The sequence below is a fragment of the Pseudomonas sp. KH_024_B2 genome (assembly GCF_057839965.1).
This window is the reverse complement of record NZ_CM174502.1, coordinates 1,690,432-1,705,977: the sequence shown is the minus strand read 5'-3', so window position 1 is coordinate 1,705,977 and position 15,546 is coordinate 1,690,432. Positions and strand designations below refer to the sequence as shown.

At 57.8% G+C, this 15,546-nt stretch carries 11 protein-coding genes; 1 reads left to right on the top strand and 10 read right to left on the bottom strand.

Translation table 11 applies throughout. From position 1 onward, the window contains the following. Window positions 1-150: 150 nt before the first annotated feature. From brnQ to sdhC, 10 genes are all read right to left on the bottom strand, one after another. Window positions 151-1,464 carry a branched-chain amino acid transport system II carrier protein gene (gene brnQ, locus AC3I0A_RS08050; RefSeq protein WP_489377146.1) on the bottom strand — a complete coding sequence of 438 codons (1,314 nt, stop codon included), beginning with the start codon at window positions 1,462-1,464 and terminating at the stop codon, window positions 151-153. A 446-nt stretch (window positions 1,465-1,910) separates the two neighbouring features. Then, window positions 1,911-2,792: a succinate--CoA ligase subunit alpha gene (sucD, locus tag AC3I0A_RS08045; RefSeq protein WP_489377144.1), complete on the bottom strand. Its 882-nt coding sequence runs from the start codon at window positions 2,790-2,792 to the stop codon at window positions 1,911-1,913. Then, window positions 2,792-3,958, bottom strand: a complete 1,167-nt coding sequence (gene sucC, locus AC3I0A_RS08040) for an ADP-forming succinate--CoA ligase subunit beta (RefSeq protein WP_008148602.1) — start codon at window positions 3,956-3,958, stop codon at window positions 2,792-2,794. The genes sucD and sucC overlap by 1 nt, the downstream gene beginning before the upstream one ends. 194 nt (window positions 3,959-4,152) lie before the next feature. Further along, entirely contained in the window at window positions 4,153-5,589 is a 1,437-nt protein-coding gene (gene lpdA, locus AC3I0A_RS08035; RefSeq protein WP_489377143.1) for a dihydrolipoyl dehydrogenase, read from the bottom strand. Between the two features lie 110 nt (window positions 5,590-5,699). Beyond that, window positions 5,700-6,917, bottom strand: coding sequence for a 2-oxoglutarate dehydrogenase complex dihydrolipoyllysine-residue succinyltransferase (odhB, locus tag AC3I0A_RS08030; RefSeq protein WP_489377142.1), 1,218 nt, complete (start codon window positions 6,915-6,917; stop codon window positions 5,700-5,702). Window positions 6,918-6,959: 42 nt separating this feature from the next. Continuing rightward, window positions 6,960-9,791, bottom strand: coding sequence for a 2-oxoglutarate dehydrogenase E1 component (locus tag AC3I0A_RS08025; protein ID WP_489377141.1), 2,832 nt, complete (start codon window positions 9,789-9,791; stop codon window positions 6,960-6,962). Window positions 9,792-10,051: 260 nt separating this feature from the next. Then, window positions 10,052-10,756, bottom strand: a complete 705-nt coding sequence (locus AC3I0A_RS08020) for a succinate dehydrogenase iron-sulfur subunit (RefSeq protein WP_489377140.1) — start codon at window positions 10,754-10,756, stop codon at window positions 10,052-10,054. A gap of 11 nt (window positions 10,757-10,767) precedes the next feature. Next, on the bottom strand, window positions 10,768-12,543 hold the full coding sequence (gene sdhA, locus AC3I0A_RS08015) for a succinate dehydrogenase flavoprotein subunit (RefSeq protein WP_489377139.1): 1,776 nt from the start codon (window positions 12,541-12,543) through the stop codon (window positions 10,768-10,770). Between the two features lie 3 nt (window positions 12,544-12,546). Next, window positions 12,547-12,915, bottom strand: coding sequence for a succinate dehydrogenase, hydrophobic membrane anchor protein (sdhD, locus tag AC3I0A_RS08010; protein WP_489377138.1), 369 nt, complete (start codon window positions 12,913-12,915; stop codon window positions 12,547-12,549). Continuing rightward, complete coding sequence (gene sdhC, locus AC3I0A_RS08005; protein WP_489377137.1) at window positions 12,909-13,283, bottom strand: succinate dehydrogenase, cytochrome b556 subunit; 375 nt, start codon at window positions 13,281-13,283, stop codon at window positions 12,909-12,911. The genes sdhD and sdhC overlap by 7 nt, the downstream gene beginning before the upstream one ends. 365 nt (window positions 13,284-13,648) lie before the next feature. Between sdhC and gltA the strand changes: the two genes are divergently transcribed. Next, window positions 13,649-14,935 (top strand): citrate synthase, encoded by a 1,287-nt coding sequence (gene gltA, locus AC3I0A_RS08000; RefSeq protein ID WP_489377136.1) that lies wholly within the window; start codon window positions 13,649-13,651, stop codon window positions 14,933-14,935. Window positions 14,936-15,546: the final 611 nt, after the last annotated feature.

Genomic DNA, 15,546 nt, shown 5'->3' with positions numbered 1-15,546 from the left:
AGTCAACATCACTATTGAATGTTATGCCCTCTTCGCGAGCAAGCTCGCTCCCACATTTGATTTTCGCACGCCCATAAAAAATGCCCCATATCGATTGATACGGGGCATTTCTGTTGTTGCTCATGGCCCGCTTGTGGCGGGCCGTGAAACTTAAGCCAAGGCTTCGCTGCGCTTGCCCAGCAGACGGTCGCAGACCACCGCAACCCCCAGCGTGAACACTGAAGGCACCAGCCACGCCAGACCTTGCTCACTCAACGGCAAGTGCGACAGCTGAGACGGCATCCACTCGGCCAGACCGGCGCCTTTCAAGGCGTCGATCAGACCGAACAGGAACGACACCAGCATCACCGGGCCAACGATGCGCCCCTGCTCCTGCCAGAAGTCCTTGCAGAAGCTCAGAGCCACCAGGGCGATGCATGGCGGGTAGATCGCCGTCAGTACCGGGATCGAGAACGCAATCAGCTTGGTCAGGCCCAGGTTGGACACCAGCAACGAGAACACCGCCAGGATAATCACCAGAGTCTTGTAGGACAGTGGCAGTACCCGGCTGAAGTACTCGGCACAGGCGCAGGTCAGACCGACCGCCGTTACCAGGCACGCCAGGGAGATCAGCACCGCGAGAAAGCCGCTGCCCAGGGAGCCGAAGGTGTGTTGCACATAAGCATGCAATACCGCCGCGCCATTGGTTGCGCCAGCGGCAACTTCGTGACTGCCCGCCCCCAGACGGAACAGGCTGATATACACCAGCGCCAGGCCCACACCGGCAATCAGACCGGCAATGATCGCGTAACGGGTGATCAGCGCCGGCGACTCGACGCCGCGGGAGCGAATGGCGTTGACGATAACGATACCGAACACCAGCGCGCCCAGGGTATCCATGGTCAGGTAACCATTGATGAAGCCCTGGGAGAACGGTGCAGCGATGTATTCCGGGGTTGCGGTACCGATATCACCCGCTGGCAAGGCAAAGGCTGCAATGCCCAGCGCGGCCAGTGCGATGATTTTCAACGGCGCCAGGAAGCGTCCCACGGTATCCAGCAAACGGCCCGGGTACAGCGAAATGAAGAACACCACCAGGAAATACACCGAGCTGTAGAGGAACAACGCCAGCGGGCTCTCGCCGGTCAGCGGCGCCAGGCCCACTTCGAAGGACACGGTTGCAGTGCGCGGTGTAGCGAACAATGGGCCGACTGCCAGATAGCACACGGCAGCCAACAGCCCACCGGCGACTTTACCGATCGGGCTGCTCAAGGCGTCCATCGCACCGCCCACCTTGGCCAGGGCAACCACGGTGATCACCGGCAAACCGACCGCGGTGATCAGAAAGCCCAGCGCCGCCATCCAGACATGAGGCCCGGACTGCAAACCGACGATAGGCGGGAAGATGATGTTGCCGGCCCCGACGAACAGGGCAAACGTCATAAAACCAAGTGCCAGGATGTCCTGGCCTTTCAACACTTTCATTAAGGAAATACCACACTACTGAATCGGAATTTAGAGAGGGATTTCCCTGTGGATGAGGGAAATGCTGTCGGTCTGTATGAGACTGACCCGTTAAGCGCGCAGCCCCCTTATGGGACGCAGACGCAAAAATGGCTGCTAGCCTAACGAATTTGTGCGACAAACGCACTGTTAGAGGGCGAACCGTCCGATAAGCGACATTTGTGCGTCGCGTTTTTGCATGTAAATGGTGGTCGCCTGTAAGTCCGTCTTCGCGAGCAAGCTCGCTCCCACAGGGATCTTCTGTGGACACATTATCTGTGAACAGCCGAGATTAAATGTGGGAGCGGCGGTGCGGCGATCCGACTTGCCCGCGAAGAGGCCCTGACCGACAACACACAAATCACAGAAAGCACAAAGGCCACCCTAAGGTGGCCTTTGTTTGGTGGAGCGTCAGGTAAGCGCGAGGCTTACTTCATCGCCCAGCCAGTCAGCTCGGACAGAGCCTTGCCGATATCTGCCAGCGAACGCACGGTTTTCACGCCTGCGTCTTCCAGGGCAGCGAACTTCTCGTCCGCAGTGCCTTTGCCGCCAGAGATGATTGCGCCAGCATGGCCCATGCGCTTGCCCGCAGGAGCAGTCACACCAGCGATGTAGGAAACAACCGGCTTGGTCACGTGTGCCTTGATGTAGGCAGCCGCTTCTTCTTCAGCCGAACCGCCGATCTCACCGATCATGACGATCGCTTCGGTCTTCGGGTCTTCCTGGAACAGCTTCAGGATGTCGATGAAGTTCGAGCCCGGGATCGGGTCACCACCGATGCCGACGCAAGTCGACTGACCGAAACCGGCGTCAGTAGTCTGCTTCACAGCTTCGTAGGTCAGGGTGCCGGAACGGGAAACGATACCGACCTTGCCTGGCAAGTGAATGTGACCTGGCATGATGCCGATCTTGCATTCGCCTGGAGTGATCACGCCTGGGCAGTTAGGGCCGATCAGGGTAACACCCAGCTCGTCGCACTTGACCTTGGCATCCAGCATATCCAGGGTAGGAATGCCTTCGGTGATGCAAACGATCAGCTTGATGCCGCCGAACGCTGCTTCAAGGATGGAGTCCTTGCAGAAAGGTGCTGGAACGTAGATCACGCTGGCGGTGGCGCCAGTGGCTGCTACAGCTTCTTTCACAGTGTTGAAAACAGGCAGGTCCAGGTGAGTGGTGCCGCCTTTGCCTGGAGTTACGCCGCCAACCATCTGGGTGCCGTACTCGAGAGCTTGCTGGGTGTGGAAACTACCTTGGGAACCGGTAATACCCTGGCAGATAACTTTGGTGTCTTTATTGATCAGGACGCTCATTACTTGCCCTCCGCAGCTTTGACAACTTGTTGAGCAGCGTCGGTCAGGCTGGTAGCAGCGATGATGTTCAAACCGCTTTCTGCCAGTACTTTAGCGCCCAGCTCAGCGTTGTTGCCTTCAAGGCGAACAACAACCGGGATTTTCACGCCGACTTCTTTCACTGCGCCGATGATGCCTTCGGCAATCATGTCGCAACGAACGATGCCGCCGAAGATGTTGACCAGTACTGCAGCGACGTTAGTGTCGGACAGGATGATCTTGAACGCTTCGGTAACGCGTTCTTTGGTAGCACCGCCGCCCACGTCGAGGAAGTTGGCTGGTTTGCCGCCATGCAGGTTGACGATGTCCATGGTACCCATGGCCAGGCCAGCACCGTTGACCATGCAACCGATGTTGCCTTCCAGTGCTACGTAGTTCAGTTCGAACTTGGCAGCGTGCGCTTCGCGCGGATCGTCTTGCGACGGATCGTGGAAAGTCTTCAGCTTAGGCTGACGGTACATGGCGTTGGCGTCGATGTTGATCTTGGCATCGAGGCAGTGCAGATCGCCGTCAGCCTTGATCACCAGCGGGTTCACTTCCAGCAGGGCCAGGTCGTGATCCTTGAACAGCTTGGCCAGACCCACGAAGATCTTGGCGAACTGAGCAACTTGCTTGCCTTCCAGACCCAGCTGGAAAGCCAGCTCGCGACCCTGGAATGGCTGAGCGCCAACCAGTGGATCGATAGTGGCCTTGAGAATTTTCTCAGGGGTGTCGTGAGCGATTTTCTCGATGTCCACGCCACCTTCGGTGGAAGCCATGAACACGATGCGACGGCTCGAACGGTCAACGACAGCGCCCAGGTACAGCTCTTTAGCGATATCAGTGCACGATTCAACCAGGATCTTGGTGACTGGCTGACCATTGGCATCAGTCTGGTAAGTCACCAGACGCTTGCCCAACCACTGTTGAGCGAATGCTTTGGCGTCTTCTTTGCTGCGAACCAGCTTTACGCCGCCCGCTTTACCGCGACCACCAGCGTGAACCTGGGCTTTGACAACCCACTCGGTGCCGCCGATTTTGTCGCAAGCTTCTGCTGCCGCTTCCGGAGTGTCTACTGCGAAACCCTGGGATACTGGCAGGCCGTATTCAGCGAACAGCTGCTTACCCTGATACTCATGAAGATTCATGCTTATTACCGTCTTCGTTAGGTACTGCGCATTCGGTGCTGCACTCGTTCAAGTGCCGCACCACCTGTGACTGCTGCTTGCGCAGTCGTCCGGTTACCCGGTGAAACTACGCAAGACTGCGTCCAGCGGATATTCCGCGGTGAGTCTTGCTCGCAAGGCTCACGACGGGCCAACCGCCGTGGTTTCTTATTGTCTTAACGCTTTTTGCGGTTGGCGATGTGAATGGCGCCGCCATTCACTGCCAGCGCTGCTTCGTGCAACGCTTCGGACAGGGTCGGATGGGAGAAGACCATCATGCCCAGGTCTTCGGCACTGGTGCCGAATTCCATACCGATCGCACCTTGCTGAACCAGTTCTGCAGCGCTCGGGCCAATCACGTGGACGCCCAATACGCGGTCAGTCTTGGCATCAGCGATGACTTTTACAAAACCGCCGGTATCGTTGGCTGCCATGGCACGGCCACTGGCTGCGAACGGGAAGGTGCCGACGTTAACTTCAACGCCTTCAGCTTTCAAGGCCTGCTCGGTTTTACCGACCCACGCGATTTCCGGGTGAGTATAAATAACCGAAGGGATCAGGTCATAGTTCATCTGGGCTTTGTGGCCCTTGATGCGCTCGACAACCATGATGCCCTCTTCCGAGGCCTTGTGCGCCAGCATCATGCCGCGAACCACGTCACCGATGGCGAAAACGCCCGGTACGCTGGTCTCGCACTGATCGTTGACGAAGATGAAACCACGCTCGTCGATGGTCACGCCGCTGTCGGCAGCCAGCAGATCAGTGGTCACCGGACGGCGACCAACGGCTACGATCAGCTTGTCGAAGGTGATGGTTTGTTCGCCATTGGAGTCGGTGTAGTTCACCACGACTTCTTCGCCAGTGACTTTCGAACCGGTCACGCGAGCGCCCAGTTTGATGTCCAGACCTTGTTTGGTCAGGGTTTTGTAGGCTTCTTTGGACACGGCGGTGTCGGCAGCCATCAGGAACGTGTCCAGGGCTTCCAGGACAGTCACTTCAGCGCCCAGACGGGACCATACCGAACCCAGTTCCAGACCGATCACGCCAGCGCCGATCACGCCCAGACGTTTTGGAACCGACTGGAACTCCAGAGCACCGGTCGAATCGACGATGACGTTCTGGTCAACCGGAGCCGGTGGGATGTCAATCGGACGCGAGCCCGAGGCGAGAATCACGTTTTCGGCTTCGATCACTTCAATAGTGCCGTCAGGCTTGGTCAGCTCGACTTTCTTGCCGGCCAGCAGTTTGCCGTGGCCCTGCAGGGAGGTCACGCCGTTGGCTTTGAACAGGGTAGCAACACCGGAGGTCAGGCCTTTGACGATGTTGGCCTTGCGGCCGACCATTGCTGGCACGTCCATGGTCACGCCAGCGTGGTTGATACCGTGGATCGCGAAGCCATCTTGTGCTTCGTGGAATTTCCAGGAGCTGTCGAGCAGCGCCTTGGAAGGGATGCAGCCGACGTTCAGGCAAGTACCGCCAAGGGCCAGTTTGCCCTCCTTGTCGGTATATTTCTCGATGCAGGCAGTCTTGAGGCCAAGTTGCGCAGCTTTAATGGCAGCTACGTAGCCACCAGGGCCCGCGCCAATCACTACCACGTCGAATTTCTGAGTCATGTGTCATTCCTTCTCGAATCAAACCGGACGACCCCTTGTGGAGACCGTCGTGGGACGAAGCTATTCATTACAGAAGGGCCGCTCATCACTGAACGGCCCGTGCAACGAAATCAGATATCCAGCAGCAGACGAGCCGGATCTTCCAGCAGGTTTTTGATGGTAACCAGGAAAGTCACAGCTTCTTTACCGTCGATCAAACGGTGATCGTAGGACAGCGCCAGGTACATCATCGGACGGATAACCACCTGACCGTTGATCGCCATAGGACGCTGCAGAATGTTGTGCATGCCCAGAATAGCCGCTTGCGGCGGGTTGACGATCGGGGTCGACATCATCGAACCGAAGGTACCGCCGTTGGTGATGGTGAACGTACCACCGGTCATCTCGTCCATGGACAGCTTGCCGTCGCGAGCCTTCTTGCCGAAGGTGGCGATGCCGCCTTCGATTTCAGCCAGGCTCATCAGTTCGGCGTTACGCAGAACCGGTACTACCAGACCACGGTCGCTGGACACGGCAACACCGACGTCGGCGTAGCCGTGGTAAACGATGTCGGAACCGTCGATCGAGGCGTTGACAGCCGGGAAGCGTTTCAGTGCTTCGGTGGCCGCTTTCACGAAGAACGACATGAAGCCCAGGCGTACGCCGTTGTGGGACTTCTCGAACAGGTCCTTGTACTTCGAACGCAGCGCCATGACTTCGGTCATGTCGACTTCGTTGAACGTAGTCAGCATCGCCATGTTCGACTGGGCTTCAACCAGACGCTTGGCCACGGTAGCGCGAACACGGGTCATCGGTACGCGCTTCTCGACGCGATCACCAGCCGCGAACACCGGAGCGGCAGCAGCAGGAGCAGCAGCCTTGGCTGGCGCGGCAGCCGGAGCGGCTTTCTTGGCGGCAACAGCTGCAACCACGTCTTCCTTGGTGACACGACCGCCTTTGCCAGTACCGGCAACGGAAGCGATGTTGATGCTGTTTTCTTCAGCCAGCTTGCGAGCAGCCGGTGCAGCAACAGAATCCTCTTCGCCTTCGGCGGCTGGAGCAGCAGCCTGTGCAGCGGCCGGAGCGGCAGCTGGAGCAGCGGCAGCAGCGCCGCCCTCACCGATGGAGCCCAGAACTTCGTCGGACAGAACGGTGTCACCTTCGTTCTTGACGATAGCGCCCAGCACGCCATCAGCGGTAGCCAACACTTCCAGTACGACTTTATCGGTCTCGATGTCGACGATCAGGTCATCACGCTTGACGGCGTCGCCCGGTTTTTTGTGCCAGGTGGCAACGGTGCCATCGGCAACCGATTCCGGGAAGGTGGGGGCTTTGATTTCGATAGCCATTATCTGTGGGTCCTTAAATTCGGTTTCAGGTGCGCGAAGGCATTAAACGGTAAAGGCATCTTGCAGCAGTTGTTCCTGCTGCTCGGCGTGCATCGATGCATAACCACAAGCAGGTGCAGCAGAAGCTTCACGGCCCGCGTACTCGAGTACGAGAGACTTGTCGTGATTGCCAACGATGCGACGCATGTGATGCTGGCTGCAGTACCAGGCACCCTGGTTCATCGGCTCTTCCTGACACCAAACGATATGTTTGAGGTTGGTGTACGGAGCCAGGACTTCGTTCAAGTCGTCCTCAGGGAATGGGTACAGCTGCTCAATACGCACGATAGCGATGTCGTCACGACCTTCGGCACGGCGTTTTTCCAGCAGGTCGTAATAGACCTTGCCGCTACACAGAACAATGCGCTCGACCTTTTTCGGGTCCTGGGCATCGATTTCCGGGATAACGGTCTGGAACGAACCTTCGGCCAGATCTTCCAGGGTCGAGATGGCCAGTTTATGACGCAGCAACGACTTCGGAGTCAGAACCACCAGCGGTTTGCGCAGTGGACGAATCACCTGACGACGCAGCAAGTGGTAGATCTGAGCCGGCGTAGTCGGTACGCACACCTGAATGTTGTGCTCGGCGCACAATTGCAGGTAACGCTCCAGACGAGCCGAGGAGTGCTCCGGCCCCTGCCCTTCATAACCGTGTGGCAGCAGCATGGTCAGACCGCAGAGACGGCCCCACTTGTGCTCGCCGCTGGTGATGAACTGGTCGATAACCACCTGGGCACCGTTGGCAAAGTCGCCGAACTGGGCTTCCCAGAGAACCAAAGCGTTTGGCTCGGTGGTCGAATAGCCGTATTCGAACGCCAGAACCGCTTCTTCGGACAGCAGCGAGTCGTACAGGTCGAAGCGCGGCTGACCTTCGTACAGATGCTGCAACGGGATGTAGGTGCCCGCGTCTTTCTGGTTGTGCAAGACAGCATGACGGTGCGAGAACGTACCGCGGCCGATGTCCTGACCGGTCATGCGAATCGGGTGACCTTCGAACGCCAGGGTCGCGTACGCCATGGTTTCGGCGTAACCCCAGTTGATCGGCAGGCCGCCGGCTTGCATCTTCTGACGGTCTTCGTAGATTTTCGAAACCTGACGCTGAACCACGAAGCCTTCCGGAATTTCCAGCAGCTTGGCGGACAGATCCTGCAAGGTTTTCAGATCGAAGCGAGTGTCGTGACGCGCGGTCCAGGCGTGGCCCAGATACGGACGCCAGTCCACGAACAATTCCTTGTTCGGCTCTTTGACCAGGCTTTTTACCACGTGCAGACCGTTGTCCAGCGCGTTGCGGTATTCATCCATCTTGGCCTGAACACGCTCGACATCAACCACACCGGACTGGGTCAGACGCTCTGCGTACAACTCACGGGTAGTGCGCTGCTTGGCGATCTGCTGATACATCAGCGGCTGAGTGCCGCTAGGTTCATCAGCTTCGTTGTGGCCGCGACGGCGGTAGCAGACCAGATCGATCACGATGTCGCGCTTGTACTGCATGCGGTAATCGATGGCGAGCTGGGTCACGAACAAGACGGCTTCCGGATCATCACCATTCACATGGAGGATCGGCGCCTGGATCATTTTCGCAACGTCGGTGCAGTACTCGGTGGAACGCGAGTCTTCCGGATTGCTGATGGTGAAACCGACCTGGTTGTTGATCACCAGATGGATCGTGCCGCCCGTCTTGAAGCCGCGAGTCTGCGACATCTGGAAGGTTTCCATGACCACGCCCTGACCTGCGAAAGCAGCGTCACCGTGGATGGAAATCGGCAGAACCTTTTCACCGGTAGCATCGTTACGACGATCCTGACGGGCACGCACCGAACCCTCGACCACTGGCGAAACGATTTCCAGGTGGGAAGGGTTGAAGGCCATGGCCAGGTGAACTTCACCGCCGGAGGTCATGACGTTGGAAGAGAAGCCCTGGTGGTATTTAACGTCACCGGAACCCAGCTCAACCTTTTTCTTGCCTTCGAACTCGTCGAACAGCTCGCGCGGATTCTTGCCGAAGGTGTTGACCAGCACGTTCAGACGACCACGGTGGGCCATGCCGATAACGATTTCCTTGGTGCCGTAGGAACCGGAACGCTGGATCAGCTCGTCGAGCAACGGAATCAGGCTCTCGCCACCTTCGAGACCGAAACGCTTGGTGCCCGGGTATTTGGTACCCAGGTATTTTTCCAGACCTTCGGCTGCGGTGACACGCTCGAGCAAGTGGCTCTTGATGTCCGCGGAATACGTTGGACGGCCACGCACGCTTTCCAGACGCTGCTGGAACCAGTGACGCTGCTCGGTATCGACGATGTGCGTAAACTCGGCGCCGATGGTGCGGCAATATGTCTGCTGCAACGCTTCGTGAATTTCGCGTAGGCTCGCTTCCTCTTTGCCGATGAACAGGTCGCCGGCACGGAAGGTCGTATCAAGATCGGCATTGGTCAAGCCGTAATGATTGATCGACAGGTCTGCAGGTGCAGGACGCTGCCACAGCCCCAGCGGGTCAAGCTGGGCTGCCTGGTGGCCACGCATACGGTAGGCCTGGATCAATCGCAGCACTTCAACTTGCTTCTTCTCGTGCTCACTGCTCACGCTGCCGGCGGAAACCGGTTGAGCGCGGCGCTGGTTCTTTGCCAGCAAGACGAAATGATCGCGAATTGTCGAGTGCGAAACATCAGTGGCAGAGTTGCCGTCGGCAGGCAACTTCTGAAAGTAGGTGCGCCACTCTTCTGGCACAGCGTTAGGGTCGTGCAGGTAGAGCTCATAAAGCTCTTCCACATAGGCAGCGTTTCCACCTGAAAGGTGGGCACTGTTCCACATGCGCTGCATCACGCTTTCTTGCATGCTTGGTCACCCTCGGTTAGGGGACACCACCGGCGAAGACACCGAGCAAACTTGCAGAAGTCCGAATGCAGCGACCAAAACAAGCCACTTAGGATCACGCTGATAGTCCGGGTACCAGCCCGGATGCCCCTGCTTGTCTCATTTCTTCAAAATAAGAACCGCAGCTTTGTGAGCTGCTGTTCTGGTTAAAACTACGGCGCCGGTTGAAGCCTGCGCCGCAGCATCTACGGGTACAACGGTTCTACGGTACAGCTACTGAATCAAACGCCGCTTTGCAGCAGCATGTGACGCACGTGACCGATGGCCTTGGTCGGGTTCAGGCCTTTCGGACATACGCTGACGCAGTTCATGATCCCGCGGCAGCGGAATACGCTGAACGGGTCATCCAGCGCAGCCAGACGCTCGGCAGTCTTGGTGTCACGGCTGTCTGCCAGGAAGCGATAAGCTTGCAGCAGCGCAGCCGGGCCCAGGAACTTGTCCGGGTTCCACCAGAAGGACGGGCAAGAGGTCGAGCAGCAAGCGCACAGGATGCACTCGTACAGACCGTCGAGCTTTTCACGCTCTTCCGGGGACTGCAGACGCTCGATGGCCGGAGCCGGCGTGTCGTTCTGCAGGTATGGCTTCACTTTTTCATATTGCTTGTAGAAGATGCTCATATCGACGACCAGGTCACGGATAACCGGCAAACCTGGCAGCGGACGGACGATCAACTTGTTGCCTTTTACTACGGCAGACAGCGGCGTGACGCACGCCAGAGCGTTTTTGCCGTTGATGTTCATGCCGTCGGAACCGCAAACACCTTCACGGCAAGAGCGACGATAGGAGAAACCTTCGTCCTGCTCTTTGATCAGGGCCAGCACATCCAGCACCATCAGGTCTTTACCGTTGGTATCGACCGAAAATTCCTGCATGAACGGCGCAGCGTCCTGATCAGGGTTGTAGCGATAAACACTGACTTGCAACATGGCGGCCACCCTTAATAAGTCCGAATCATTGGTTCAAAGGTCGGGACTGTTTTTGGCGAGAAGTTAACGGCACGCTTGGCAACGCGCTTCTCACCAGGGAAGTACAGGGTGTGGCACAGCCAGTTGACGTCGTCACGATCTTCGAAGTCTTCACGGGCGTGAGCGCCGCGGGACTCTTTACGGATCTCTGCGGCGATGGCGGTAGCTTCGGCCACTTCCAGCAGGTTTTGCAGTTCCAGGGCTTCGATACGAGCGGTGTTGAACGCCTGGCTCTTGTCGTTGATCTTGACGTTGGCGATACGGCCACGCAGATCCGCCAGCTGAGCAATACCCTTCTGCATGTATTCGCCGGTACGGAATACACCGAAGTAGTTCTGCATGCAGCTTTGCAGCTCTTTACGCAGGGTCGCTACGTCTTCGCCTTCGGTACGCGAGTTCAGGCCATCGAGACGCGCCAGGGCAGCGTCGATGTCGGACTGGCGAGCGCGAGTGTAATCAACGCCTTCTTTCAGGGTCTGCTCAAGGAACAGGCCGGCAGCACGGCCGAATACCACGAGGTCGAGCAGCGAGTTGCCGCCCAGACGGTTGGCACCGTGAACCGATACGCACGCCACTTCACCGACCGCGAACAGGCCAGGGATGATGGTATCGACGCCGTCGGCATCCTGAGTGATCGCCTGACCATGAATGTTGGTGGCAACGCCGCCCATCATGTAGTGGCAGGTTGGAACCACTGGAACCGGAGCAACGACCGGGTCGACGTGGGCGAATGTCTTGGACAGTTCGCAGATACCTGGCAGACGGCTGTGCAGGACTTCTTCACCGAGGTGATCGAGTTTCAGCAGAACGTGGTCGCCATCCGGACCACAACCGTTACCGGCGATGATCTCTTTAACCATGGAGCGAGCTACCACGTCACGACCGGCAAGGTCTTTGGCGTTCGGAGCATAACGCTCCATGAAACGCTCGCCGTGCTTGTTGATCAGGTAACCGCCTTCACCGCGGCAGCCTTCGGTAACCAGTACACCGGCGCCGGCGATGCCGGTTGGGTGGAACTGCCACATTTCGATGTCTTGTACCGGAACGCCTGCACGCAGGGCCATGCCGATACCGTCACCGGTGTTGATCAGGGCGTTGGTAGTAGACGAGTAGATACGACCTGCACCGCCGGTCGCCAATACGGTGGCGTTAGCCCGCACGTAGGACGTTTCGCCGGTTTCGATGCAGATGACGATCATGCCGACAAAGGCACCGTCTTCGTTCTTCACCAGGTCGACGCCGTAGTATTCGTTGAGGAATACGGTGCCGGCTTTCAGGTTCGCCTGATAAAGGGTGTGCAGCAGCGCGTGACCGGTACGGTCGGCAGCGGCGCAGGTACGAGCGGCCTGGCCGCCTTTACCGAAGTCTTTCGACTGACCGCCGAACGGACGCTGGTAGATGCGGCCCTGTTCGGTACGGGAGAACGGCAAGCCCATGTGCTCGAGCTCGAAGACCGCTTCCGGACCTACGGAACACATGTATTCGATAGCGTCCTGGTCACCGATGTAGTCGGAACCCTTGACGGTATCGTACATGTGCCAGCGCCAGTCATCATTCGGATCGGCCGAAGCGATGGCACAGGTGATGCCACCCTGAGCGGATACGGTGTGCGAACGAGTCGGGAAAACCTTGGTGACAACGGCAGTCTTGTGACCACCTTGTGCCAGCTGCAGCGCAGCGCGCATGCCAGCACCGCCGCCGCCAATGATAATGGCGTCGAACGAAAGCGTATTAACTGTGTTAGCCATGAATCAGATACCCCAAAGAATCTGCACACCCCAGACGAAGTAAGCGAACATCGCAACGCCGCATACTGCCTGGAAGAGGAAACGTATTGTGGTCGCGGACTTGCCGAACGCCATTGGCGTCAGGTAGTCGGTCGCGATGGTCCACATGCCGACCCAGGCGTGAGCGCCCAGAGCAACCATGGACAGCAGGCTGAAAATACGCATCCAGTTGTTTGCGAACAGCGCATGCCATTGGTCATAGCCAAGGCCCGGGTTCGCAATGAGGTATCCGATCAGGAAAATGAAGTAAGCCGCGAGAACGACCGCAGACACGCGTTGTGCCATCCAGTCATAGAGGCCCGAACGCGAAAGGTTCGTAACGTTAGTTACCATATCCAAACTCCTGCCAGAACGATTACCACCACGGAAACGGCGATAACGATTTTCGAGCCTCGTTGGCCGCCTTCCAGCGTCTCACCGATGCCCATGTCCATGATCAAGTGGCGCACACCGGCAACCAGGTGATACAGCAAGGCGGACAGGATGCCCCACGTCACTAGCTTGGCTAGCGGACTGGTCAGACACGCCTTCACCTGACCGAAGCCTTCTTCTGAGCTCAGCGATTTGTCCAATGCATAAAGCATGATGGCCAGGCTGACAAAGAGGATGACACCGGAGATTCGGTGAAGAATGGACGTGTAAGCAGTGACTGGGAGTTTGATGGTCCTTAGGTCTAGGTTTACAGGTCGTTGGCTTTTCACGGCTTTTTTTTCACACTGAAGAGCCCCTAACAATCAGGGCAAAGTTGTTGGGGAGTGCACTGGTCAGGTACCCACCACCCAGGGAGTGCGACCCCCAATAAAAGCAGGCCCAAAAGCCCTTGGCGGTCGGAGGCCGAGTATAGACAGTTAGGTTACTAATGACAACGCAATCACCTACCCCGAATAGCTGATTGCACAAGTGGAATAAAAGGCGTAAATGGCGGGGAATTTCGAGGAAAAAGTCCGGTTAAAGCCTTCTGGGGCAAGACTTTAGGCAAATTGACATTCAAATTTATCTCACTATAGTGGTGCGGGCCCTGCGTGGGGGGTCTGTCTGATGATTTCAAGCATAAATAGGAGGCCACATGGCTGACAAAAAAGCGCAGTTGATCATCGAGGGCGCAGCCCCCGTCGAGCTGCCCATTTTAACCGGCACCGTTGGTCCCGATGTAATCGACGTTCGGGGCCTGACGGCCACGGGCCGTTTCACCTTTGACCCGGGTTTCATGTCGACCGCCTCGTGCGAGTCGAAGATCACCTATATTGACGGCGACAACGGCATTTTGTTGCACCGCGGCTACCCGATCGAACAGCTGGCCGAGAAGTCGGACTACCTGGAGACCTGCTACCTGCTGCTCAACGGCGAACTGCCGACCTTCGAGCAGAAGGCCCAGTTCGTCAGCACCGTGAAGAACCACACCATGGTTCACGAACAGCTGAAGACCTTCTTCAACGGTTTCCGCCGTGACGCCCACCCGATGGCGGTCATGTGCGGCGTAGTCGGTGCTCTCTCGGCCTTCTACCACGACTCCCTGGACATCAAGAACCCGCAGCATCGCGAAATCTCCGCGATCCGCCTGGTTGCCAAGATGCCAACCCTGGCAGCGATGGTTTACAAGTACTCCATGGGCCAACCCATGATGTACCCGCGCAACGACCTGTCGTACGCGGAAAACTTCCTGCACATGATGTTCAACACCCCGTGCGAGATCAAACCGATCAGCCCGGTACTCGCCAAGGCCATGGACCGGATCTTCATCCTCCATGCCGACCACGAGCAGAACGCATCGACTTCGACCGTGCGCCTTGCAGGTTCGTCGGGTGCCAACCCGTTCGCCTGTATCGCTGCCGGTATCGCTGCACTCTGGGGCCCGGCTCACGGCGGCGCCAACGAAGCGGTGTTGAGCATGCTCGACGAAATTGGCGATGTCTCGAACATCGACAAGTACATCGCCAAGGCCAAAGACAAGGACGATCCGTTCAAGTTGATGGGCTTCGGTCACCGGGTTTACAAAAACCGCGACCCACGCGCAACCGTGATGAAGCAGACCTGCGACGAAGTACTCAAAGAGCTGGGCATCACCAACGATCCGCAACTCGAACTGGCCATGCGCCTGGAAGAGATCGCGCTGACCGATCCGTACTTCATCTCGCGCTCGCTGTACCCGAACGTCGACTTCTACTCGGGGATCATCCTCAAGGCGATCGGCATTCCAACCAGCATGTTCACCGTGATCTTCGCCCTGGCGCGGACCGTCGGCTGGATCTCCCACTGGAAAGAAATGCTCTCCAGCCCGTACAAGATTGGCCGTCCGCGCCAGTTGTACACCGGCTACGAGTCGCGTGACATCACCAAGCTGGAAGACCGCTAATAAGATTAGTCTTGCGATAAAGTCTTATGCTGCAGCGAGTACGGCCTCTTTAATAGAGGCCGTGTTTGTTTGTGGGGTATGGAATTGGGTACATATCCGTTTCTGCGGTAACGGCTGGCTGTCTGGGATTGGGTACATATCCATTCCTGCGGTAACGGCCACTTAGGGTTACGCCCTGACGGCGTGTCACTTTGGAAAAGCCCCAAAGTAACCAAAGGGCTTCTGCCCCACCATTCGGTGCCTCGCCTAGGCTCGGCATGCCCTCACTCCGGCATTGCTCCGGGGGCCCGCCGCCATCGGCCATCCATGGCCGGGGGCGGCTACCTCGGCATCCATGCCGAGGTGCCCCCTGCGCAACGCCTGCGTTCGGCCTCTGGGAAAGGGGCAGGCAGATCAAAATCAAGATCAAAAGCCGAAGCAACGACAACTACCCTGACACCGGGGGACGGCAACGGCAACGGCAAGATCAACAGCTTCGCGAGCAGGCTCGCTCCCACAATGTGATCGGCGTACAACTTCGCTTTTCACCACTCAACAGGCCGAGCGTTAGCTCGCCTGCAGCTTTTGATCTTGATGCACCGCCCCCTCGAGAGGCCGAGCGCAGGTTCTGC

What these genes read in the sequence shown, in the direction of transcription:
- gltA (WP_489377136.1), top strand. Translation starts at nt 13,649, where the DNA reads ATGGCTGACAAAAAAGCGCAGTTGATCATCGAGGGCGCAGCCCCCGTC.
- sdhD (WP_489377138.1), bottom strand. Translation starts at nt 12,915, where the DNA reads ATGGTAACTAACGTTACGAACCTTTCGCGTTCGGGCCTCTATGACTGG.
- sucD (WP_489377144.1), bottom strand. Translation starts at nt 2,792, where the DNA reads ATGAGCGTCCTGATCAATAAAGACACCAAAGTTATCTGCCAGGGTATT.
- sucC (WP_008148602.1), bottom strand. Translation starts at nt 3,958, where the DNA reads ATGAATCTTCATGAGTATCAGGGTAAGCAGCTGTTCGCTGAATACGGC.
- sdhA (WP_489377139.1), bottom strand. Translation starts at nt 12,543, where the DNA reads ATGGCTAACACAGTTAATACGCTTTCGTTCGACGCCATTATCATTGGC.
- lpdA (WP_489377143.1), bottom strand. Translation starts at nt 5,589, where the DNA reads ATGACTCAGAAATTCGACGTGGTAGTGATTGGCGCGGGCCCTGGTGGC.
- AC3I0A_RS08025 (WP_489377141.1), bottom strand. Translation starts at nt 9,791, where the DNA reads ATGCAAGAAAGCGTGATGCAGCGCATGTGGAACAGTGCCCACCTTTCA.
- odhB (WP_489377142.1), bottom strand. Translation starts at nt 6,917, where the DNA reads ATGGCTATCGAAATCAAAGCCCCCACCTTCCCGGAATCGGTTGCCGAT.
- brnQ (WP_489377146.1), bottom strand. Translation starts at nt 1,464, where the DNA reads ATGAAAGTGTTGAAAGGCCAGGACATCCTGGCACTTGGTTTTATGACG.
- AC3I0A_RS08020 (WP_489377140.1), bottom strand. Translation starts at nt 10,756, where the DNA reads ATGTTGCAAGTCAGTGTTTATCGCTACAACCCTGATCAGGACGCTGCG.